The organism is Marinobacterium halophilum (assembly GCF_003014615.1).
GTDB classification, from domain to species: Bacteria; Pseudomonadota; Gammaproteobacteria; order Pseudomonadales; family Balneatricaceae; genus Marinobacterium; species Marinobacterium halophilum.
Window position 1 is genome coordinate 110,966 of the sequence record NZ_PYGI01000008.1, and the last position, 19,856, is coordinate 130,821.

At 60.2% G+C, this 19,856-nt stretch carries 18 protein-coding genes; 12 read left to right on the forward strand and 6 right to left on the reverse strand.

The features are described 5' to 3' along the window. Positions 1 to 37 precede the first annotated feature (37 nt). On the forward strand, positions 38 to 1,816 hold the full coding sequence (locus tag CLV44_RS07385; protein WP_106591471.1) for a sensor histidine kinase: 1,779 nt from the start codon (positions 38 to 40) through the stop codon (positions 1,814 to 1,816). On the opposite strand, the gene CLV44_RS07390 is transcribed toward CLV44_RS07385, so the two are convergent. Beyond that, complete coding sequence (locus CLV44_RS07390) at positions 1,701 to 2,318, reverse strand: arylesterase (protein ID WP_245912631.1); 618 nt, start codon at positions 2,316 to 2,318, stop codon at positions 1,701 to 1,703. The two genes, CLV44_RS07385 and CLV44_RS07390, sit on opposite strands and share 116 nt — an antisense overlap. Here CLV44_RS07390 and CLV44_RS07395 point away from each other — a divergent pair. The 4 genes from CLV44_RS07395 to CLV44_RS07405 all read left to right on the forward strand — a co-directional run bounded on the left by CLV44_RS07395 (position 2,317) and on the right by CLV44_RS07405 (position 6,191). Next, positions 2,317 to 3,012, forward strand: coding sequence for an ABC transporter ATP-binding protein (locus tag CLV44_RS07395; RefSeq protein ID WP_106591472.1), 696 nt, complete (start codon positions 2,317 to 2,319; stop codon positions 3,010 to 3,012). The genes CLV44_RS07390 and CLV44_RS07395 overlap by 2 nt on opposite strands. After that, positions 3,009 to 5,471 (forward strand): ABC transporter permease, encoded by a 2,463-nt coding sequence (locus CLV44_RS07400; protein WP_106591473.1) that lies wholly within the window; start codon positions 3,009 to 3,011, stop codon positions 5,469 to 5,471. Before CLV44_RS07395 ends, CLV44_RS07400 begins: the two co-directional genes overlap by 4 nt. 130 nt (positions 5,472 to 5,601) lie before the next feature. Next, a complete protein-coding gene (locus tag CLV44_RS17630) occupies positions 5,602 to 5,727 on the forward strand; it encodes a hypothetical protein (protein WP_281257814.1) in 126 nt (41 codons plus the stop codon). 23 nt (positions 5,728 to 5,750) lie between these two features. After that, the gene (locus CLV44_RS07405) at positions 5,751 to 6,191 is read left to right on the forward strand and encodes a heavy metal-responsive transcriptional regulator (protein ID WP_106591474.1); all 441 of its coding nucleotides are present in this window, start codon (positions 5,751 to 5,753) and stop codon (positions 6,189 to 6,191) included. A gap of 3 nt (positions 6,192 to 6,194) precedes the next feature. Here the strand turns inward: CLV44_RS07405 and rpiA are convergent, their stop codons facing one another. Next, entirely contained in the window at positions 6,195 to 6,869 is a 675-nt protein-coding gene (rpiA, locus tag CLV44_RS07410; protein ID WP_106591475.1) for a ribose-5-phosphate isomerase RpiA, read from the reverse strand. 142 nt (positions 6,870 to 7,011) lie between these two features. Between rpiA and ilvA the strand changes: the two genes are divergently transcribed. After that, on the forward strand, positions 7,012 to 8,529 hold the full coding sequence (gene ilvA, locus CLV44_RS07415) for a threonine ammonia-lyase, biosynthetic (RefSeq protein WP_106591476.1): 1,518 nt from the start codon (positions 7,012 to 7,014) through the stop codon (positions 8,527 to 8,529). Positions 8,530 to 8,546: 17 nt separating this feature from the next. Here ilvA and CLV44_RS07420 read toward each other — a convergent pair whose 3' ends face one another. After that, on the reverse strand, positions 8,547 to 9,059 hold the full coding sequence (locus CLV44_RS07420; RefSeq protein WP_106591477.1) for a hypothetical protein: 513 nt from the start codon (positions 9,057 to 9,059) through the stop codon (positions 8,547 to 8,549). A gap of 316 nt (positions 9,060 to 9,375) precedes the next feature. Between CLV44_RS07420 and CLV44_RS07425 the strand changes: the two genes are divergently transcribed. From CLV44_RS07425 to gshA, 4 genes are all read left to right on the forward strand, one after another. Further along, positions 9,376 to 10,983 (forward strand): methyl-accepting chemotaxis protein, encoded by a 1,608-nt coding sequence (locus CLV44_RS07425; protein ID WP_106591478.1) that lies wholly within the window; start codon positions 9,376 to 9,378, stop codon positions 10,981 to 10,983. Positions 10,984 to 11,186: 203 nt separating this feature from the next. Further along, a complete protein-coding gene (gene pyk, locus CLV44_RS07430; protein ID WP_106591479.1) occupies positions 11,187 to 12,623 on the forward strand; it encodes a pyruvate kinase in 1,437 nt (478 codons plus the stop codon). Between the two features lie 18 nt (positions 12,624 to 12,641). Beyond that, positions 12,642 to 14,921, forward strand: a complete 2,280-nt coding sequence (locus CLV44_RS07435) for a Tex family protein (protein WP_106591480.1) — start codon at positions 12,642 to 12,644, stop codon at positions 14,919 to 14,921. A gap of 32 nt (positions 14,922 to 14,953) precedes the next feature. Beyond that, positions 14,954 to 16,555 (forward strand): glutamate--cysteine ligase, encoded by a 1,602-nt coding sequence (gshA, locus tag CLV44_RS07440; protein ID WP_245912632.1) that lies wholly within the window; start codon positions 14,954 to 14,956, stop codon positions 16,553 to 16,555. 8 nt (positions 16,556 to 16,563) lie between these two features. Here gshA and CLV44_RS07445 read toward each other — a convergent pair whose 3' ends face one another. Beyond that, positions 16,564 to 16,962 carry a flagellar basal body-associated FliL family protein gene (locus tag CLV44_RS07445; RefSeq protein WP_106591482.1) on the reverse strand — a complete coding sequence of 133 codons (399 nt, stop codon included), beginning with the start codon at positions 16,960 to 16,962 and terminating at the stop codon, positions 16,564 to 16,566. A 134-nt stretch (positions 16,963 to 17,096) separates the two neighbouring features. On the opposite strand from CLV44_RS07445, the gene rsd reads away from it, so the two are divergent. Further along, positions 17,097 to 17,570, forward strand: coding sequence for a sigma D regulator (gene rsd / locus CLV44_RS07450; RefSeq protein ID WP_106591483.1), 474 nt, complete (start codon positions 17,097 to 17,099; stop codon positions 17,568 to 17,570). After that, on the forward strand, positions 17,567 to 18,553 hold the full coding sequence (locus CLV44_RS07455) for a WD40 repeat domain-containing protein (protein ID WP_245912633.1): 987 nt from the start codon (positions 17,567 to 17,569) through the stop codon (positions 18,551 to 18,553). Before rsd ends, CLV44_RS07455 begins: the two co-directional genes overlap by 4 nt. A 43-nt stretch (positions 18,554 to 18,596) precedes the next feature. Here CLV44_RS07455 and bamJ read toward each other — a convergent pair whose 3' ends face one another. Beyond that, complete coding sequence (bamJ, locus tag CLV44_RS07460; protein WP_106591484.1) at positions 18,597 to 19,298, reverse strand: BamJ family beta-barrel-assembly machinery protein; 702 nt, start codon at positions 19,296 to 19,298, stop codon at positions 18,597 to 18,599. A 44-nt stretch (positions 19,299 to 19,342) separates the two neighbouring features. Then, positions 19,343 to 19,855 (reverse strand): TIGR02444 family protein, encoded by a 513-nt coding sequence (locus CLV44_RS07465; protein WP_106591485.1) that lies wholly within the window; start codon positions 19,853 to 19,855, stop codon positions 19,343 to 19,345. Position 19,856 lies beyond the last annotated feature (1 nt).

A 19,856-nucleotide genomic window follows, 5' to 3' on the forward strand; every position in this document is an offset into this window, starting at 1 on the left:
CTGAGCCACTTTCCGGAGGTAAGGATACCCGCCGTCAATGCCCAGATTCCCCCTGCTGCTAACCTGCTCACTCTGGCTTCTGTTCACCCTGTGCATGATGTCTGTCTTGATTCGTCAGGACCTGCACACACTCGAACAGCAACAGACTGCCGTTCTCACTCAGCTGCAAAATCAGTTGCACAACCGTATGCAGCAAAGCCAATCACTGCTGCACCATGTCAGTCATATGACCGTGCTGCCGCACAGCCGACTGTTCAGTCCGGCTTTGCGTGCCGAGTTGGAAGCACTGCGCCAACTGGCACCCGCAGTTAAGCGCATTCAGCTGCAACAACGGGTACGCAACAACGTGATTCAAACCTTCGAACAAGCGGTGCGCCTACACTACCCTGACTTTCTGCTGCATGGCCTGAACCCCCTGACCCGGCCAGCGACCGAGCCATCAGGCGCACCCGTATTTCATCCGCTGGTTCTGGTGGTACCGAACTCCGCCGAGGCCCAGCCACCGCTGCTGGGCACCGATCTGGGGCTCATACCCGCTCTGCAACCGGCCCTGCAAGCCACCCGCTCCAGCCCCGACGTGACCTTTTCCGCCATCTATAATCAATCACGCGGTGAGCCCTTACTGAGCATGTTTCAGGCCTCGGCACACCACCCCGGGCTCATTGCGTCACTGGTCATCGCCGTCGATCGCCTGCTGGATATACAAGGACTGCCTGTTGGCACTCGACTGACCCTGCAGCTGGGCAACGACACCCAGCCGGTAACACTGACGCCGCCTGCCACCGAAAATGCATGGCATTATCGGTCACAGGTACAACATGCCCACCTCAATGCGTTACCGGTCCAGTTGACGCTCGACCACCCGCTGCGGCTACAGGACTTCAGTTATTGGCCCCTGCTGCTGGCCCTGTTGCTCAATACTCTGGGCTGCCTGCTGCTGCACGCCTGGATCCGCCAGCGCCAGGCTACCCGGCACTGCCACCAGGAAACGCTGGAGATCGATCAACTCAAGCAACATCTGCAACAACATTCGGGTGAATTGCAGCAGCAACTGCAGGAAAACCAGCGCCTGACACTTCGCATCCTCGACATTCAGGAACGCGAACGTCGCCATCTGGCGCAGGAACTGCACGACGAACTGGGGCAGTGCCTGACCGCCATCCGTACCGATGCCCGCATGCTCTTGCAGGACCACCCCAACCGCGACGACAGCGTCAACCATCATGCCGAGAGCATCGATGCGATCGCCTGCCATATCTACGATGTCACCTACGACCTGATGCACGCACTGCGCCCCAGCCTGCTGGATGACTTGGGACTGGTCGACGCCGTCCGTGAACTGGTCCGCGGGCTCGGCCTGGAACGTCAGGGCATTCAGACCGACCTGCAGCTTTCAGGCGCACTCAATGACATGGAAGAACGTTACAACATCAACCTCTATCGCATGATTCAGGAAGCCCTGACCAACCTCCAGCGCCACGCCCACTGCAGTCAGGCCAGCATCCGCCTGCAACGCTTTGACGCGGACGGCCCGACCGACCGGCTGGAACTTGAAATCAGCGATAACGGCTGCGGTTTCGACCCACAGGTGATCAGCCGCAAGGGCCGCTTTGGCGTGCTCGGCATGCAGACCCGCGCCAAGGCACTGGACGGCTCACTGCAGCTGGACAGCGCGCCGGAGCAAGGTACCCGGCTACTGTTCAGAATTCCGCTGGCTGCAGCAACGGATACAGATATGGCCACACGGTCTGCAACAGGATCGGCTGCGCTGCCGCCGTCGGATGCAGACCATCGGCCTGCATCAGCTGTGGCTTGAGCGCCACCCGCTCCAGTAGAAAGGGTACCAGCGCCACATCATAGGCGTGCGCCAACTCGGGGTAGATTGAATAGAACCTTTGCGTATATTGCGGTCCATAGTTAGGTGGTATCCGTATGCCGATAAGCATCACGTCGGCACCGGACTGCCGACTCAGCTCGACCATCTGACGCAGGTTTTGCTCCATGACCTGCAGCGGGGTACCACGCAAGCCGTCATTGGCACCCAGTTCCAGCACCACCAGGTCGGGCCGATAGTCCGCCAACAGCCGTGGCAGGCGCTGCAAACCGCCACTGCTGGTTTCACCGCTGATACTGGCATTGACCACGCGGTCGACCAGCTTGCGCTGTTTCAGCTCCTGCTCCAGCAGGCTGACCCAGCCCTGTTCCGCCGGCAGGCCATAGGCCGCCGACAGGCTGTCGCCCAGCACCAGCAACGTTTTTGCCTGCAGCGGGGACGCCCAGACAACCAACACGAACAACATCGAAATCAGGGATCGCATGTCACACCTCAACCGAGAAAAGCCGCTTATTGAGGCCCAAGATGTCGCAAAAAGTTTCAACACTCAAGCAGGATCGGTAGAACTGTTCCGTAATCTCGACGTGCGCATCATGCCCGGCGAGAGCCTGGCCATCATTGGCCGCTCGGGTGCCGGCAAATCGACCCTGCTGAGCCTGTTGGCCGGTTTGGACACCCCGACCGAGGGACAGATCCTGTTCGACGACCAACCGCTGGAACAGCTTGATGATGCCGCCCGGGCCGATCTGCGACTGCAACAGATCAGCTTTATTTTCCAATCGTTCCACCTGTTGCCAGAGCTCGATGCGCTGGACAATGTCCGCCTGCCACTGGAAATCCAGGGGCGCAAGGATGCCGATGCCCAGGCGCGCCATTGGTTGCAGCAGGTCGGTCTGGGTGCCCGGCTTGATCATTATCCGGCGCAGTTGTCCGGCGGTGAGCAACAGCGGGTCGCAATCGCCCGCGCGTTCGCCACCGAGCCCAAGGTGCTGTTTGCCGACGAGCCCACCGGCAATCTGGATGACGACACCGGCCAGCAGATCATCGAGCAGCTGTTCGATCTCAACACCAATGCCGGTACTACGCTGATTCTGATCACCCACGATATCGATCTCGCCAGCCGCTGCCAGCGCCGACTGCATCTGCAGAACGGCCGTCTGGAAGAGGTGCCGGCATGAGCCTGCTGACCCGTCTGGCCGCCCGCCAGCTGCTGACCCAGCTACGCACAACCGAGTGGCGCGCACTGCTGCTGGCCAGCTGGATCGCCATCGCGCTGACCACCCTGCTGGCGGTACTGGGTGATCGCCTGGAACGCGGCCTGATGCGTGAAAGTGCCAGCTTGCTGGGTGCCGACCTGGTATTGAGCAGCAGCCGCCCGCTCACGCCCGAACGGCTACAGGGCCTGCCATTGCAGGGTATCCAGCAGACTCCCGTGATCCAGTTCCCCAGCATGGTCGGACAAGGCGACAACCTGATGCTGGTATCGGTGCGGGCCCTGCAGGCACCCTACCCACTGCGCGGCGAACTGGTCACCGAACCTGCCGGTACCGGTATCCCCGCGCCCGGTGAGGTCTGGGTTGAGCCACGGGTGATGACCCAGCTGCAATTGCAACCGGGTGCGCAACTGGAGTTCGGTTACCAGCCGCTAACCGTCAGTCGGGAGCTGCTGGCATCCCCCGACCGCGGCACCGGCTTCCGCAGTTTCAGCCCGCACATTCTGGTCAACGCCGCCGACCTGGACGCCAGCGGCGTGCTTGCCCCCGGCAGTCGCGCCAACTACCGCATCCTGTTTGCAGGCTCGTCGGCAGCGGTGCGGACGCTTGACCAAGCCCTGCGCCCGACGCTGGCCAGCCACGAACGTATTCATGCCCTGCAGGCAGACCAGCCACTGACCGGCAACGCGCTGGGCAACGCCTTGAGCTATCTCAAACTCAGTGCATTGATCGCCCTGCTGCTGTCGGCACTGACCATCATGCTGGCGCTGCGCCGTTTCAGTCTGGGCCAACATACCCGTAGCGCACTGCTGCTCAATCTGGGTCTGCGCCCCGGTCAGCTGGTCCGCGTGTATCTGTATCAATTGCTGCTGGCCTGGCTACTCACCGCCAGTGCCGGCATCCTCACCGGCTTCCTGCTGGAAAGCGCAGTCTACCAATGGCTGGCCGAGTTGCTGCCACAGGCTCTGCCGCCAGCACACTGGCTGCGCTGGCTCAGCGGTGCGGCTCTGGGACTGGCGCTGTTGGTCCTGCTGGGACTGCCGCCGATCCTGCAATTGGCACGCATTCCGGTAGCCCACCTGCTGCGCGGTGATGCACCGCCCCGCGACCGCACAGCGCTGCTGCTGCAAGGTGCATCGATGATTTTGCTGGCGGCGACCCTGCTGGCCTTTCTTGAAGCCCCGCTGGCCGCGCTGGGGTTGCTGGCGTTTTTGCTGCTGGGCGGTGCCCTGTTCGGCTGGCTGGCGCAAGGCTGCCTGTTACTGTGCGCCCGTCCGCTGGCCCGCCACTTGCTGCTGGGCCGACTGCTGTTGATGCGTTTGCGCCAGCAGCGCCAATGGCACCGGTTACAGGCCGCTGTAGTGGTCATGTTGCTGACCTTGCTCAGCGTGGTCTGGGTCAGCCGTACCGACCTGATCGAGCAATGGCAGGCGCAGTTCCCCAGCGATACCCCCAACTATTTTCTGATCAATATCCAGCCGTGGCAAAAGGCTGAACTGGACACGTTCTTTGCCGAACGGGCGCTCGACACCGAACTCTACCCGATGATTCGTGGCCGCCTGACCCAGCTCAACGGTAATCCGATCCAGCCGCAATTGAATGCCGAACAGCAGGACCACAACACCCTGCGCCGCGAACTCAACTTGAGCTGGCGTGCCGAGCGGCCGGCACACAACCCGCTGGTAGCTGGCGACTGGTGGCAACCGGGGGATACCGATGCGATCTCCATCGAACAGGATATGGCGCGCGAGCTGGGGCTGGAGCTGGGCGACCGCCTCGGCTTCGATATCGGCGGCATCGCCGTGGAGGGGGTAATTCGCAATATTCGTGAGGTGGTCTGGACATCGTTCCAGCCCAACTTCTACATCATTTTCAACCCCGAAGCCTTGCAGAACGCGCCGTCGACCTGGATTACCAGTTTCCACCTGCCCGCCGAACAGCGTGCCCTGAGCCGTGACCTGCTCCAGCAGTTTCCGTCACTGACTCTGATCGATATCGATCAGGTCCTGACTCAGCTGGCCGGTTGGTTACAGCGTCTGGGTGACAGTTCGGCGCTGATTCTGGCCTTGAGCCTGGGCTGCGGCCTGCTGTTGCTGGGGGTCACGCTGTTACAGGCCCTGGAGCAACGCCGCTTCGAGAGTGCACTGCTGCAAACCCTCGGGGTCAGCGCGGAACAGGCCCGGCGTCTGGATCTGTTGGAGTTTCTGTTGATCGGTCTGGTCTGCGGCGGACTGGCCAGTGCGAGTGCCGAGGGCGTACTGGCGATGCTGCATCAGTGGCTGCTGCAGATCCCCCCGCGCCTGCACGGCGAACTGTGGTTGCTGCTGCCACCATTGGCAGCAATGGTCTTTGTCCTGATCGGCTGGCTGATCCGACGGCCATTGCGGCTGGATCAGTGTTACCGCCTGTTGCGCGCGGGTTAACCCGCGCTCACTCAGATTATCCACACAAAAACAGTGCTAATACCTGGCTACAAAAGCGTCAGCGTATTGGCTATAATCGCCCACCTTGATTCTGATCAACAAATACACAGTTTCTTTCTGAGGGTATACCATGGCTCATCATGACGAAAACTTCCGCGATCCCGCAGGCTACGGCTGGATTTTCATCAACATCCTGGCCCTGCTGTGGATCACCATGCCGGTCAGTATCGCCCTGATCAAAGTGGTGCAGTGGTAAGTCACTGAGCATATGCGGCCATCATGATCCCTTTGAAGATTGGTGAACTGGCCCGCCGTTCAGGCCTCAGCGTTGAAACCCTGCGTTATTACGAGCGCCGAGGCCTGATCCCTCCTGCCGACCGACTCCCGTCCGGCTACCGCATTTATCCCCCTGCAATTCTTGAACGTCTCGCGTTCATCAACCGCTGCAAACAGCTCGGCTTTACTCTGGAAGCGATACTGGAACTGCTGGAGCTGCAACGCCATCCCGAAGAGGAATCGGCCGCGGTCAAACAGCGCGTGGATACACGTATCGAGGAGATCGGTCGCAAGATCGATGATCTGCAGAGAATTCAGCAGGCCTTACGGGGGTTATCAGGACTGTGCAGCGGCACGGGACCGACAGCAGACTGCCCGATTATCGCCTTTCTGGAGCAGGAGCCGCCCACCGATACCATGGCGGGCGAGCAGGACGAGGGCTGAGCCTCAAGCGTGACGCAGCGTTTTGACCCCTTCCGGCGTTCCCATCAAAATGATGTCGGCACCGCGACGAGCAAACAGACCGTTGGTGACCACACCGACAATATTGTTCAACTGGGCTTCCAGTGCCTTCGGATCCAGAATTTCCAGATCGTGCAGATCAATGATGATGTTGCCGTTGTCGGTAACGCAGCCTTCACGGTATTGCGGTTGCCCACCCAGGGCCGCCAGCTGACGACCAACGTAGGAGCGCGCCATCGGAATCACTTCCACCGGCAGCGGGAACGCGCCCAGCAGATCAACCTGCTTGGATTGATCAACGATACAGACAAACTCCCTGGCCACGGCCGCCACGATCTTCTCACGGGTCAAGGCACCACCGCCGCCCTTGACCAGATTCAGGTACGGATCAAACTCGTCAGCGCCGTCGATGTAAAAGTCCATGACATTGACCGAGTTCAGGTCAAACACTTCGATGCCATGCCCACGCAAACGCTCCGCCGTCGCTTCAGAGCTGGCTACCGCTCCGGCAAAGCGATCCTTGATCGCCGCCAGCGCATCGATAAAACAGTTGGCGGTGGAGCCGGTACCGACGCCGATGATGCTGTCATCTTCGAGGCGGCCTTGGATATGATCGACGGCTGCCTGTGCAACTGCCTGCTTCATCTCGTCTTGTGTCATGGTCGTGTCCGTTGCTGATTCAAACTGAAACCGGATTATACGCAACCCGCCGTTGCCCTTGTAGACGCTGGGGGTTGGAGCCGATACCATTTAAGCATACTTTAAGCCATACCGGCTCCACCGAGACACAGATACCAGCCCTATGCCACATCGATATATCAAGAAGATCCTCGAGGCCCGGGTCTATGACGCCGCCATCGAAACCTCGCTGGATGATGCCCGCGGTTTGACCGAACGTTTGGGCAACCGCGTGCTGCTCAAGCGTGAAGACGAGCAACCGGTCTATTCGTTCAAACTGCGCGGTGCCTACAACAAGATGGTGCAGTTGACCGACGAAGAGAAGGCCCGCGGCGTGATTACCGCATCTGCCGGCAACCATGCCCAGGGCGTGGCCATGGCAGCACGCCTGCTTGGCGTCAAGGCCACCATCGTCATGCCCAAAACCACGCCGGACGTAAAGGTCAACAACGTCAAGCGTCTGGGCGGCAAGGCGGTACTGATCGGTGATGCCTTCGATGATGCCCGTCGACACTCCGAAAAACTGATGGCCGAAAAGGGGCTGGTTTACGTCCATCCCTATGATGACCCGGAAGTGATCGCCGGCCAGGGCACCATCGCCATGGAAATCCTGCGTCAGGAAAGCGGCCACATCGACGCCATCTTCGTGCCGGTCGGTGGCGGTGGTCTGATCGCGGGCGTCGCCGCCTACGTCAAGTATCTGCGTCCGGAGACCAAGGTGATCGGCGTCGAATACGCCGACTCTGCCTGCCTGGCACTGGCCAAGCGCGAAGGCTATCGTGCTGTACTGGATCAGGTCGGACTGTTTGCTGATGGTGTCGCCGTGGCCCAGATCGGCGAAAACACCTGGGAGATCTGCAAGGATCATGTCGACGAAGTGATCACCGTGTCCACCGACGAAATCTGTGCCGCAATCAAGGATATCTTCGATGATACCCGCTCGGTCTGCGAACCGGCCGGTGCACTGGGTGTCGCTGGCCTGAAGAAATACGTCGCCCGTGAAGGCGTCAGCGACCAGACCCTGATCGCCATCAACTCCGGTGCCAACGTCAATTTTGACCGCTTGCGCCATATCGCCGAACGCTCTGAACTGGGTGAGCACCGCGAAGCGATCATCGCCGCCAAGATTCCGGAGCGTCCGGGCAGCTTCAAGCAGTTCTGCAAGGTGCTGGACAAGCGCAACATCACCGAATTCAACTACCGTTACAGCGACAGTGAGCAAGCAATCGTGTTTGCCGGGGTCCAGATCCGCCCCAATAACGATGGCCGTGAAGAACTGCTGGCCGAGCTGCGCGCGCAGCTGGATGAGGTGGTCGACCTGACCGACGACGAAACCGCCAAACTACATGTGCGTTACATGGTTGGTGGTCATGCGCCAGCAGGCGTCGACAATGAGGTGGTCTACCGCTTTGAATTTCCGGAACGGCCGGGGGCGTTGATGAAGTTTCTCAGCAAGCTGGGCGGGCGCTGGAACATCTCCATGTTCCACTACCGCAACCACGGTGCCGCCTATGGTCGCGTGCTGGTGGGTATGCAAGTGCCGGAAGCGGAGCATGGTCAGGTGGTACAGTTTCTCGACGAGATCGGCTACACCTTCTACGACGAGACCGATAACCCGGCCTACCGGCTGTTCCTCGGTTGAGGTTCAGCCAGACGCCTTCAGGATATCCTGTCGGGCGTCTCCGGTGAGTAGTGGAATTCGGTGCGGGTCAGGGCCTGCACCGTAAACACTGCCAACGACACCAGCCCCCAGCTCAGTCCCAGTACCACACCGGCATCGACAATACCTCGCCAGGGCTGCTCCAGCAGCCGCACCAGCATGACCAGTCCCAAAATCCCCAGCGTCAGGAAAATCGTCACCATTTGACGGCGTTTCTGGGCATGAAAGAACCCCATGCAAAACACCGGTGCCAGCAGCGCACGCAGCGGCGTTACATTCTGTTTCAAGTAACGGATACGGGCCGCCACCCGCGGTGAAAAGTTTTGCTGAAAGCCGCGATAGCCCTCGGCAAAGCCCATGAACACGAGGCACAGAACCAGCGCCAGCCAGTGGTACCACTCGAAACTGCCCAGCGGCATCTCCAGCGCCATGCCGCCCAGGCGATAGATCGCACTGGAAAACAGCAGGCAAATCCCGGTGAAGCCCCAGAGTGCTGCAATTACTCCGAGCATATCGATTCTCTGTCGGGTTATACAAAAGGGCGCATAGTATAGCGCCAACTGACGGGCATCAAAAAGTTGCTGCCCGTGATAGCCGCGTTGCTGCCGGGGCAATCATCCGGATGAGCATAGGCTGGACTTCCCGCTTTGGATCATTCATGTTCTATTATTAGTGCCAACGCAGTGTTTCCGTGCTGCCACATGCATTCCAGCCTCAAGTCGATCACTTGTGGCAGGTCAGCATTTTTTTGCTTAGGATCTGTATACTGACGGCGTCAGTTTTTTACCCATTTTTTATCAATCCAGCCAACATTCAGGATGGAATACAGTGCAAAAAGGGCTCTCGATTCAACACAAGGTCAACCTGTCACTGGTCGCCGTATTCCTGATCATTCTGGTCAGTTCACTGACCACCATCTACCGCAGCGAAACCTCGCTGGTCGATGAGGTGGTCACCCGCTCGACGCTGGATACAGCCGACTCCTATTTCGACAGCATCAACATACTGATGCTCAGCGGTGCCATGGCCAATCGCGCCACACTGCAACAAAAAATCCTGTCCAATGACGCCATTCTGGAAGCCCGCATCATTCGTGGCGAACAGATCAGTAGCGTCTATGGTCCCGGCAGTGATGACTCTCATCCGGTTGACGAACTCGACCGTCGCGCCATGCAGGGCGAGCACGTGGTCGCCGAGCTGGATGATGATCAGGGGCACCGCCTGACAGTAGTCACACCGATGCAGGCGATGTCGGATTACAAGGGTACCAACTGCCTGCTCTGCCATCAGGTCGAGGAAGGCGAGGTGATCGGTGCCGTGCGCGTGACCTATTCGTTCGAAGCATTGGACAAACAGGTCAACAGCAACCTGATCAGCGTCGCCTTGATCGAACTGGGTTTGTTCATCGCCGGTATCATCCTGATTAGCCTGCTGCTGCGCCGCATTGTAGTCAGCCCGGTCAACCGATTGGCCGATACCATCCATGCCATCGAGCGGGACAGCAATTTGAGTCTGCGTATTCCGGTGGACTCACGCGATGAGATCGGCCAGATGTCCACCGCGTTCAATTCCATGCTCGATAACATCCATGACAGCATGAAGCAGGTCAACCAGACTGTATCTCGTCTGGCCGAGTCCGGCAGCCGCATCAGCCGTGTCGCTACTGAATCCTCCGCCGCCGTGCATCATCAGCAGATGCAGACCAGCTCGGTTGCCTCAGCCATGGAGCAGATGGAAGCGGCGACCCGCAGCGTGGCCGCCAGTGCCGAAAATACCGTATCCGCCTCCGATATGGCATTGCAGGAAAGCACCGACGGTGCCGAAATCACCCACCAGGCGATCACCGCGATCTCCCGACTGCAGCAGAACATCGAGCGTGCTACTGGCGTAATCCAGAAGCTCGACAGCCAGAGCCAAAATGTAGGCACGGTACTGGAGGTAATCCAGAAGATTGCCGAGCAGACCAATTTGCTGGCCCTGAACGCAGCAATCGAAGCGGCGCGAGCCGGTGAACAGGGGCGCGGCTTTGCCGTGGTCGCCGACGAAGTACGCACGCTGGCCAGCCGGACCCACAACTCCACCGAAGAGGTCAACGCCATCATTGCTACTCTGCAGAGCGATGCCAAGGATGCCGTAGCGGTGATGCAGGAAGCCCTGAGCGCTGCCGGTGACGGTGTCGAACAGGTACAACGCTGCAACACCTCGCTGACCAACATCAACGAGGAAGTGCGGGTCATCAACGACCTCAACCATCAGGTCGCCAGTGCCGTGCGCGAACAAAGCGAGATGGCCAGCAGCGTCGAGCGCAGCATCACCGAAATCAGCCGCAGCGCCGAAGAGACCGCTGAACGTTCGGAGCATCTGAATCACGTCTCTGACGAACTCGCCCAACTGTCGCAGCAGCTGGAGCAAATGGTCAACCGCTTCCAGCTATGATCGTATATGCCGCCCGGCTCTTTAACCGGGTGGCATGTTTTTCACCCCAGGCGAACACACCCGCCACTGCACCTATGTCCTGATGCGCCACACCACCCAACCGTCATAGTGACGTCATCAAAGCGGCAGACACTTGAAAAAAAGCCTGCACAGTCATACTTTAGTCTAGACCACGCCCCTCCCTCGACATGAGATCCGAATCGATGCTTAAGCGTACGAAAATTGTAGCCACCCTGGGTCCCTCTACCGATGCTCCCGGCACACTGGACGCCCTGATCCGTGCCGGCGTCAACACCGTGCGCCTGAACTTTTCCCACGGCAGCTCCGCCGACCATCGCCGTCGCGTTGAAGCCGTGCGTGAAGCCAGCCGTAGGACCGGTGAAGCCGTAGCCCTGCTGGGCGATCTGCAGGGGCCGAAGATTCGCATCTCACGTTTCAAGTCGGGCCCCGTGCAGCTGGTTATCGGCGACCGCTTCACGCTGGACGCCGCCATGGACGAAACCGCCGGTGACCAGCAGGCCGTCAGTGTCGACTACAAGGCACTGCCGCAGGACTGTGTGCCGGGAGATGTACTGCTGCTGGATGACGGCCGCGTGCAGCTGAAAGTGCTGGAGATCGATGGCAGCCGCATCGAGACCGAAGTGACCGTCGGCGGCCCGCTGTCCAACAACAAGGGCATCAACCGCCAGGGCGGTGGCCTGAGTGCAGCCGCACTGACCGACAAGGACAAGCACGACATCAAGGTCGCCTCCGAACTGGAGCTGGATTATGTCGCCGTGTCGTTCCCGCGTACGGCCGAGGATCTGAATACTGCCCGCGCCCTGCTGGAAGCCGCCGGCAGCCGTGCTGAAATCATCGCCAAGGTGGAGCGCGCCGAAACCGTGGCCACACCTGAAGCCCTGGACGAGATCATCAACGCCTGCGACGGCGTCATGGTTGCCCGTGGCGACCTGGGCGTGGAGATCGGTGATGCCGAGCTGATCGGCGTGCAGAAGCACATCATCAAACGTGCTCGTCAGCTTAACCGTGTGGTGATCACGGCCACCCAGATGATGGAAACCATGATCCTGAACCCGATGCCGACCCGCGCCGAGGTGTTCGACGTGGCCAACGCCATCCTCGATGGTACCGACGCGGTGATGCTGTCGGCCGAAACCGCTGCCGGCAATTATCCGGTGGAAGTGGTCGAAGCGATGACCCGCATCTGTCAGGGTGCCGAGAAGCACCAGCTGTCGCGACCGGCACCCGTGGCACCGGACCACACCTGTACCCGCACCGACGAGGCGATCGCCCGTGCCGCCATGTACACCGCCAATGGTCTGGAAGGCATCAAGGCGATTATCTGCCTGACCGAATCCGGCTCCACACCGCTGTGGATGTCACGTATCCGCTCCGGCCTGCCGATCTTCGCGCTCACCCGCAACCACCGCACCATGCGCCGCATGGCGCTGTACCGTGGCGTCATGCCGATGTTCTTCGATGCCACCGCCGTGGCCGAGGCACGCCTTAACGACGAGATTCTGGCCGGTCTGCAGGCCCTTGATCTGCTGACCAGCGGTGACCGTGTCATCTTGACCCGCGGCGCCCGCATCGGCGAGCATGGTGGCACCAACTCACTGCAGATCCTGCAGGTACCCTGAATCCCGAGTCGAGCCGACATGACCATTGAACAGCAACTGGCGACGGAACTGAGCATCAAGCCCGCTCAGGTCGTCGCCACCCTCGCCCTGCTGGATCAGGGCGCCACCCTCCCCTTCATCGCCCGTTACCGCAAGGAACAGACCGGTGCGCTGGATGACACCCAGCTGCGCCAGCTGCACGAGCGTCTGGGGCAGCTGCGCGAGCTGAACAGCCGCCGCGATGCCATCCTCGGCCGCCTGCGCGAGTACAACCAGCTGACACCGGAACTGGAACGCGCCCTGGTGGACGCCGACAGCCGTGCCCGTCTGGAAGACCTTTACCTGCCTTACCGTCCCAAACGGCGCAACAAGGCGCAGGAAGCCAGAGAAGCGGGGCTGGAGCCCTTGGCGCAGGCCGTGCTGCAAAATGGTCAGCTGCCGACGGCCAAACTGGCGCAGTATCTCAATCCCGAAGCCGGTTTTGCCGATACCGATGCGGTCGCCGAGGGCGTACGTCAGATTGTGCTGGAAGTCCTGAGCGAAGACGCCGAATTGATCGGCACCCTGCGCCAGCGTCTCTGGCAGCAGGGCGAATTCCAGGTCCGTGCCGCCCGCGGCAAGGCTGACCCCGAGAGCAAGTTCCGCGACTACTTCGACTATGCCGAACCGGTCGCCCGCGTGCCCTCGCACCGGGCGCTGGCGGTACTGCGTGGCGTCGCCGAAGGTACCCTCAAGGCCGGTTTGCACCTGCCGGACACGCTTGCTGGCTGGCCGGAAGAACAGATGGCCAAACGCCAACATCTGCGTCCATCCCAGCTTGACGCCTGGATGCAGCAGACGCTGCAGCAGGGTTGGCAAAAGAAACTGCGCCCGTCACTGGAGACCGAGCTGATCAAGCGCCTGCGCGAGCAGGCCGACGCTGCAGCGATCGAGGTGTTCGCACGCAACCTGAATGACCTGCTCCTGGCCGCTCCCGCCGGAGCCAAGGCCACGATGGGGCTGGATCCGGGGCTGCGTACCGGCACCAAGGTCGCCGTGGTCGATGCCACCGGCAAGCTGCTGGATTACACTACGATCTACCCGCACGCGCCGCAGAAGCAGTGGGACCAATCCCTGCACGCATTGACCAAGCTGGCGCAGCGACATGGCGTTGAACTGATCGCGGTCGGCAACGGCACTGCATCGCGCGAGACTGAGCAGTTGGCCCAGGCGGTCTGCTCGGCCCTGCCACAGCAAGATCTGCACGCGGTACTGGTCAATGAAGCCGGTGCTTCGGTTTACTCCGCCTCGGCCTTGGCTGCGGCTGAATTCCCCGATCTGGATGTCACCATTCGTGGCGCGGTGTCCATCGCCCGTCGTCTGCAGGACCCGTTGGCAGAACTGGTCAAGATCGATCCCCAATCGATCGGCGTTGGCCAGTATCAGCATGACGTGGACCAGACCCGCCTGGGCGAGTCGCTCGACGGCGTGATCGAGCAGTGCGTCAACCATGTCGGCGTGGACGTGAACACGGCTTCTGCGGCGCTGCTCAGTCATGTTGCCGGACTCAACCGCACCACTGCCGACAATCTGGTCGCCTGGCGTGACGAGCATGGCGCGCTGCGGAACCGCCGTCAGCTGCTCAAGGTACCACGTCTGGGGCCCAAGGCATTTGAGCAGTGCGCCGGCTTTCTGCGCATCCGTGATGGCGAGGAGCCGCTGGACAATACCGCCGTGCATCCGGAAAGCTACCCGCTGGCGCAAGCGGTTGCAGCCACCTGTGGTCTGCAGCTGCAAACATTGCTGCAACAACCCGAGCAGTTGAAACAGGTTGATCCGGCGCGGCTGGAGGCTCAGGGCTATGGTGGTTACACCGTGCGCGACGTCCTCGCCGAACTGGAAAAACCGGGCCGTGATCCGCGGCCCGAGTTCCGCTCGGTGCAATACACGGCAGGGGTGGAAACATTGAAGGATCTGCAGCCCGGCATGGCACTGGAAGGTGTAGTGACCAATGTGACCCACTTTGGTGCCTTTGTTGACATCGGCGTCCATCAGGATGGTCTGGTGCATATTTCCCAACTGGCCGACCGTTTTGTCAGCGACCCGCATACCATCGTCAGCAGTGGCCAGATCGTGCAGGTACGCGTACTGGAGGTCGATGCCGCCCGCAAGCGTATCGCCTTGACCATGAAGTCCAACACTGACGCAGCGCCCGCCCGCGCCGCTGCCACCGCTGCCACCGACCGGCGCTCCAGCGCCAAACCTGCGGCACCGACTCCGGTCAAAGGCTCACTGGCCGACAAGCTGAAGGCCGCTGGTCTGGGTTCGGGTCGCCGCTGAGCGGATGCATTTTCACAGGGGGTGGACGTATAATGCGCACCCCTACAGGTTTAACCACAGGAATCACCACGGTGCTGGCAACCCTCGAACACCAACTCGAACGCCTGGCCCATGCCGGCCATGCTGATCTGCTCACCCGGACCCGTCAGGGGATCGAGAAGGAAGGACTGCGTGTCACCGCCGCTGCGGGTATTGCCCAGACACTGCACCCACGCGGCCTGGGGTCGGCACTGACCCATGACTTCATCACCACTGATTATTCGGAAGCACTACTGGAGTTCATCACCCCGGTGCATGACACCCCGGCCGCTGCGCTCGATTTTCTGACCCAGCTGCACGCTTTCACCTACACCCAATTGGGTGACGAGCAGCTCTGGTGCGCCAGCATGCCCTGCGAAATTCCCGACGAAGAATCGATCCCGGTCGCCGAATACGGCAGCTCCAATGTCGGTCAGCTCAAGCATGTCTACCGCCAGGGGCTGAAGTACCGCTACGGCAAGATGATGCAGACCATTGCCGGTATCCACTACAACTTTTCGCTGCCGGACGCCTTCTGGCCCGCATGGCAGCAGCTGGAGGGCGATAACAGCAGCCTGGAGGCCTTCCGCTCCGCAGGTTACTTCCGCCTGATCCGCAACTTCCGCCGTTACGGCTGGTTACTGCTGTACCTGTTCGGCGCGTCCCCGGCCCTGTCGACTTCATTTCTGGCGGGCCGACCTCACACCCTGCAAACGCTGGACAAGGACACCCTGTTCCTGCCTTATGCCACATCCTTGCGCATGAGCGATCTGGGCTATTCCAACAAGGCACAGGCCAGCCTGCAGATCTGTTTCAACCATCTCGACACCTATGCCGACTCGCTGCACCGTGCGATCCATACCTCACATCCGGCCTACGAGCAGCTCGGCGTGCTGGTCGATAACGAATATCGCCAGCTCAATACCAACGTGCTGCAGATCGAAAACGAGTATTACAGTGACGTGCGGCCGAAACGGGTCACCGAATCCGGCGAAAAACCGGTACATGCACTGATGCGTCGGGGCGTGGAGTATGTCGAGGTACGCAATACCGACATCAACCCGCTGCTGCCACTGGGCATCGACACCGAACAGGCCGAGTTCCTCAATGCCTTTCTGATCACCTGCCTGCTCGGTCAGGCCGATGATCTGGACGAGCGTGAATGTGCGCTGGTTGCCGAAAACCACAGCCGTGTCGTCAACCGCGGCCGTGAGCCGGGTCTGTTACTGCACAGCCGCCGTGGCGAACTGCCCCGTGAGCAGCTGGCCAACGAGATTCTGGACAAGGTAGCACGTACCGCCGAACTGCTGGACGAAGTGCAGGGCGGTGATGCCCATCGCCGCGCCGTCGAGGCACAGCGTGACAAAGTGGCCGAGCCGGATCTGACGCCTTCAGCCCAGGTATTGGCAGCACTGCGCAGCAGTGGCCTGAGCCATAGCGAGTGGGTGCTGGAGATGAGCCGCCAGCACCGCCATACCACGACACCGCTGCTGACGCCTGAAAGTAACGCGTGCTTGCAGCGTGCGGCCCATGAATCCCTGGCTAAACAGGCCGCTCTTGAAGCGGAGCCCGCACCCGCCTTCGCCGAATTCCTGGCAACCTACGTTGCCAGCTGAGTTCTGACTTACTGCGTCACGAAGCTGGTAAAAAAGAGATCGGCCACATGTGTGCTGCCGGTCTCCTCTTGCAATAGCTGCTGCACCGTTTTCAAGGCCTGTTCGGCAAGCACCTGCTGCGCCGCAACACTACCGACGTCCTCGGTCTGTACCGCCGAGAACAAAAACACCAGATCATTCCGGATGTGCGCCATATGTGCATTGACCGCATGATGGGCGTCCGGATCTTCCACCTGAATCGTCACTTCCGCTTTCAGAAAGCGGACCGGCCCCGGTCCGCCGAAGTTGGTGACAAAGGGTTTGAGCTCGATATAGTTGATGTAATCTTCCGCTGTTTCATCGGCCTGCACCGGCAGGCTCAATGTTGAGGCCAAAAGGGCCAGCCACAATCCCAAGTGTCGCCACATGGTCTATTCTCCCATTGTCGATTCGCGCCCAGTATACCCTTCTGCCCAACAGGATCTCCACGTCTTCGACTGCGTGTTGCACCCTCTGGGGGCTGGCAGTAGTATTGAATGAATCAATGTCGGAGGGATCGGTCATGCTTGAAAAATGTCGCAATGCCAAAGACCGCTGGGGCGGTGTCAGTACGATCATCGATCACTGGCTGGAGGAACGGCAGCGGCTGATCTCTGTCTTTGTCTCCATCCCGACTCAGGAAGTGGGTTCACCACTGAACAGCTCGGTGGGCGAATTCTGTGATCTGCTGATGGATTATCTGTCATCCGGTCATTTCGAAGTGTACGAGCAGCTGCTGCGCGAAGGCAGTGAGTTTGCTGACGGCAGTCTGGAGCAGGCGCAGGAAATATTCCCTCACATCCAGCCCTCCACTGACAGCGCGCTGGATTTCAACGATACCTACGGCACGCTTGGCAACATGACGCTGCAGCAAGTGTGTCAGCTGGCCCGTGAGCTGTCGGAACTGGGCGAAACGCTTGAAGAACGCTTTGCCCTGGAAGATCAACTGATCGAAATCCTGCATAACGCTCACAAAGAACTGGTCGAGTCGACGTGACCCCCGGCCGCCCGCTCTCGCTGCTGTTGGGCAGCCTGTTGCTGGCGGGCTGTGGCGCCGGCGCGGACTCGGCAGCCGAATCCATGCGCCTTACCGAACAGAGCGGCCTCTACAGTGCCGACCTGAGTGCGGACGGTATTCATGCCTTGGTGGGAGCCGTTAGCCATGGCGGCAGTCTGTGGAACGTACAGACCCGTGCGCGCGCCTTTGACTGGAACCATCAGGCCGGTGTGTTCACCACGATGTCGGCCGTCGACTTTTCACCGGAAGGCCGCTTTGCCCTCACCGCCAACCCGCAAGATCTGGTACTCTGGAATGTAGGCACCGGCAAGGCTGAAGGCTTCTGGAGTGCTCCGGGCGAAATTCTGGATGCCGAACTGTCCCGTCAGGGCAACTATGCCTTGCTGGGTATGGGCAATTTTGAAGCGGTCTATTTCGATATTCGTCGCGGCGGTGTACTGAAAACGCTGCGCCATCCTGCGCGGGTACGCAGCGTGGCACTGAGCAGTGACGAGCGGCTGGCATTAACCGGAGCCGATGATCGCATCGCCCGTCTCTGGGATCTGGAAAGCGCCACCGAGCTGCACCAGGTCGCGTTTGGCAATACCGTGGATACGGTTGCACTGGCACCCAACGGGCGGCTGGCATTCAGTTCAGGCAGTTTGGATCAGGCCGTGATCTGGCAGACCGACAGCGGTGAGGTACTGTTTCATCTCAGCGGTGACGACAGCCTGATTCCACGACGCCTCAGTTATCTCAGTGCACGCTTCTCCGACAACAGCGACCAGCTGCTCACCGGGCGAGCGGACGGCACGGTGGAGTTATGGGATCTGAACCGGAAACAGGTATTGCGGCGCTGGAAAGTAGACAAGGATGCTGCATACGGCCCCACCAGCGCGGGGGTACTCGCCGTTGAGTTCGGCAGCGACGGCAACAGCTGGCTGGCCATCGGTACCAACGGCCGGATGAACTGGTTACGCTGATAACACCTGCCACACATCTGCAGCAGCAGGTGTTACCGAAGTCTTACTTGTCCTCGGACGGGTTGATCTCAAGCAGCTCGACTTCAAATACCAGCGTCTCGTTCGGGCCAATCGCGTTGCCCATGCCGCCCGGACCGTATGCCAGTTCAGCCGGAATCACCAGACGGCTTTTGCCACCTTCCTTCATCAGCTGCAGGCCTTCGGTCCAGCCCGGAATCACGCCGTTCAACGGGAACGATACCGGTTCGTTACGGGCATAGGAGCTGTCAAATTCGGTGCCGTCGATCAACTGGCCACGGTAATGCACCTTGACCGTATCTTCAGCCGTCGGATGCTTGCCGCTACCGGCTTCCAGCACCTGATACTGCAGACCGGATTCAGTGGTCTTCACACCCTTCTGCTTGCCATTATCAGTCTGGTAAGCCGTACCTTTATCCAGGTTTTCCTGTGCCAGCTGGGCAACCGCCTGACGCTGCTCTTCCATCTTGCGGCTCTGGAACGCCTGCATGACCTCAGCCACCTGTTCCTGGTCCAGCAACGGGGTCTCAGCCTTGTAGACGGCCTCCACTCCGCGTGTGAAGGTCTCGATGTCGAGTTCATCTATGTCAGCCTGCAGACGTTCACCCAGAATCAGGCCCAGGCTATAACTCAGTTTCTGCTGTTCCGTTTCCAGTGTTTCAGCCTGGACGCCGGCACTTGCAACCAGAGCGCCGCTCAGGGCGATGGCAAGCATGCTTTTTTTCATCATCATGTCCTTAGTTCGCATCGTTAAGCGTACATCGTGTGTGATTAGTAACTCTGCCCGGAAGAAAGTTCAGCATCCTCCAGTGATAACTCGGTAGCTGCCGCAGCCAATTGTTCCCATTCGGCTTGCGCTAACGGCTGCGGCAACAGCTGACTGTACGTCGCCAAATTCGCATGGATCAATACCGACCCGGCTTCTGCCGCCGGTAACCAGTGCTGTGCGGTTTGCCATAATTGCTGCAATTCCACTTGTTCGGCTGCCAGTTCAGCCTGCTGCAGCGCACGGTAACAGGCCTCAACCTGAGGCTGCCGGGCGCGCAGACTACGCACCTGATGACGGATGTGGCGCAACGGTTCCGTCACTTCATGTCGCCAGAAGGCATCCAGTGACCGCCAGCGTTCGGCATCCACTACCACACCCTGCGTGCCTGACCAGCAGGCCAGCAGCAGACAATTGACAGCGGCCCCTTGATCCTGAAGCCGAAGACAACATTGTTCAACCCCGGATCGGGCATAAAGTGCCAGTGCGTACTGCCAGAGAGGATTGTCCGGTCCCATG

What these genes read in the sequence shown, in the direction of transcription:
- CLV44_RS07385 (WP_106591471.1), top strand. Translation starts at nt 38, where the DNA reads ATGCCCAGATTCCCCCTGCTGCTAACCTGCTCACTCTGGCTTCTGTTC.
- CLV44_RS07395 (WP_106591472.1), top strand. Translation starts at nt 2,317, where the DNA reads ATGTCACACCTCAACCGAGAAAAGCCGCTTATTGAGGCCCAAGATGTC.
- CLV44_RS07390 (WP_245912631.1), bottom strand. Translation starts at nt 2,318, where the DNA reads ATGCGATCCCTGATTTCGATGTTGTTCGTGTTGGTTGTCTGGGCGTCC.
- CLV44_RS07400 (WP_106591473.1), top strand. Translation starts at nt 3,009, where the DNA reads ATGAGCCTGCTGACCCGTCTGGCCGCCCGCCAGCTGCTGACCCAGCTA.
- CLV44_RS17630 (WP_281257814.1), top strand. Translation starts at nt 5,602, where the DNA reads ATGGCTCATCATGACGAAAACTTCCGCGATCCCGCAGGCTACGGCTGG.
- CLV44_RS07405 (WP_106591474.1), top strand. Translation starts at nt 5,751, where the DNA reads ATGATCCCTTTGAAGATTGGTGAACTGGCCCGCCGTTCAGGCCTCAGC.
- rpiA (WP_106591475.1), bottom strand. Translation starts at nt 6,869, where the DNA reads ATGACACAAGACGAGATGAAGCAGGCAGTTGCACAGGCAGCCGTCGAT.
- ilvA (WP_106591476.1), top strand. Translation starts at nt 7,012, where the DNA reads ATGCCACATCGATATATCAAGAAGATCCTCGAGGCCCGGGTCTATGAC.
- CLV44_RS07420 (WP_106591477.1), bottom strand. Translation starts at nt 9,059, where the DNA reads ATGCTCGGAGTAATTGCAGCACTCTGGGGCTTCACCGGGATTTGCCTG.
- pyk (WP_106591479.1), top strand. Translation starts at nt 11,187, where the DNA reads ATGCTTAAGCGTACGAAAATTGTAGCCACCCTGGGTCCCTCTACCGAT.
- CLV44_RS07435 (WP_106591480.1), top strand. Translation starts at nt 12,642, where the DNA reads ATGACCATTGAACAGCAACTGGCGACGGAACTGAGCATCAAGCCCGCT.
- gshA (WP_245912632.1), top strand. Translation starts at nt 14,954, where the DNA reads ATGCGCACCCCTACAGGTTTAACCACAGGAATCACCACGGTGCTGGCA.
- CLV44_RS07445 (WP_106591482.1), bottom strand. Translation starts at nt 16,962, where the DNA reads ATGTGGCGACACTTGGGATTGTGGCTGGCCCTTTTGGCCTCAACATTG.
- rsd (WP_106591483.1), top strand. Translation starts at nt 17,097, where the DNA reads ATGCTTGAAAAATGTCGCAATGCCAAAGACCGCTGGGGCGGTGTCAGT.
- bamJ (WP_106591484.1), bottom strand. Translation starts at nt 19,298, where the DNA reads ATGAAAAAAAGCATGCTTGCCATCGCCCTGAGCGGCGCTCTGGTTGCA.
- CLV44_RS07465 (WP_106591485.1), bottom strand. Translation starts at nt 19,855, where the DNA reads ATGGGACCGGACAATCCTCTCTGGCAGTACGCACTGGCACTTTATGCC.